Origin of the sequence: Pseudoalteromonas citrea, assembly GCF_000238375.3 — a bacterium.
Taxonomy (GTDB): Bacteria; Pseudomonadota; Gammaproteobacteria; order Enterobacterales; family Alteromonadaceae; genus Pseudoalteromonas; species Pseudoalteromonas citrea.
In genome coordinates, this window is sequence record NZ_AHBZ03000010.1 from 1 (window position 1) to 1,434 (window position 1,434).

Sequence of the window (1,434 nt, forward strand, 5' to 3'; positions counted from 1 at the left end):
CCCGTAATGCCGTTTCTTCTAACGCTTCAGCTGCAACGTAATACGCGACTAAGTATTTGTTACCTAAAGCACTGTCCTCTTTCGCTAACACTAAGGCTTGTTTTATTTCTGCTACTTGATTGAGTGCATGCTCTATCTCGCCTAGCTCTACACGATATCCTCTTAATTTCAGCTGATTGTCTTTTCTACCTACAAATTCTATGTAGCCATCACCATGCCAACGCCCTAAATCTCCCGTTTTATACAAACGACCTAGTTGTGGATGGCTAAAGAAACTTTCTGCTGTACGCTCACTGTCTTGCCAGTAATTGAGTGCCACACCGGCGCCACCTATGTGGATCTCTCCTATCACGCCCACTGGACTATGCTCACCATCTTGATTCAGCACATACATTTGCTGGTTCGGCATCGCAACCCCATAAGGAATGCTATTCCATTGCTCTGGCACTGGCCGTGTTATTTCATACCAAATCGACCAAATACTGCCCTCTGTTGCCCCGCCTAAACTCATCACGGTGACATGCTCCGCAAGTACACCCAGTTCGTCTGCCAGTTTGGTGGGGATCCAATCTCCGCTCATTAACACTGTTCGTAATGACGCAAGTGTCCCTGCTGATTGGCTCACTGCATCAACTAACAAGCCTGCCAATTGGGGAACCGTATTCCAAGTACTCACTTGATAACGCGTTATCAAGTCCAGCCAATGGCTCGGATCTTTGCTCTTCTCTTGCACTGGGAAAACTATACGCCCCCCAACCGCCAACAAGCCAAAAAGGTCATAGACTGACAAATCAAAGCTCAATTCTGATAGCGCTAAGACACTATCGTTGCCGTCAATATTAAAGCGCTGGTTTACCGCATCAATCGTGTTCAAGGCGCCACGATGGCTGATACTCACCCCTTTTGGTACACCTGTTGAACCTGAAGTGAAAATAACGTAGGCCAAGTCGTCCGCATTGACGTGTGGTAAATGGGCTTCGCTCCATGTTCCACTCATTTCTGCCAGTAATGTTTCGATGACCAATAAGGTGTATTTACCCGCCAGTCTTGCTTGAATTTCTTCACAAGCAAATTGCTTCGCAGACACCAATAATGTGCTGACTTGACCTTGCTGTAATACCGTGTCCAAACGACCTACAGGCCATTCAACATGCAATGGCAAATAAGCATGACCAGACTTCATCACCGCTAAAGTAGAGACGACTTGTCCGTACCCTTTCTCCGCTAACACCCCGATAAGCTGTGAGTCATCCTGCTGACCATGGTGTGCAAGGTAGCGCGCAAGACGCTGTGAGTCATCAAGCAATTGACCATAGCTATATTGCGTATCTGTAAACCCTTCAATGACGGCAATTTGCTCATGCCAATCATGCGCTTGAGCCTGTTGCTCAAAACGGCCGAATAAGGTGTCATCACTGAGCGGTTGAGTCGCTG

The 1,434-nt window shown here is 47.4% G+C and carries 1 protein-coding gene; it reads right to left on the minus strand.

Annotated features, from left to right (window positions below):
* A partial coding sequence (locus tag PCIT_RS00055) for an amino acid adenylation domain-containing protein (RefSeq protein ID WP_010368255.1) occupies positions 1–1,434 on the minus strand: 1,434 nt, incomplete at both ends.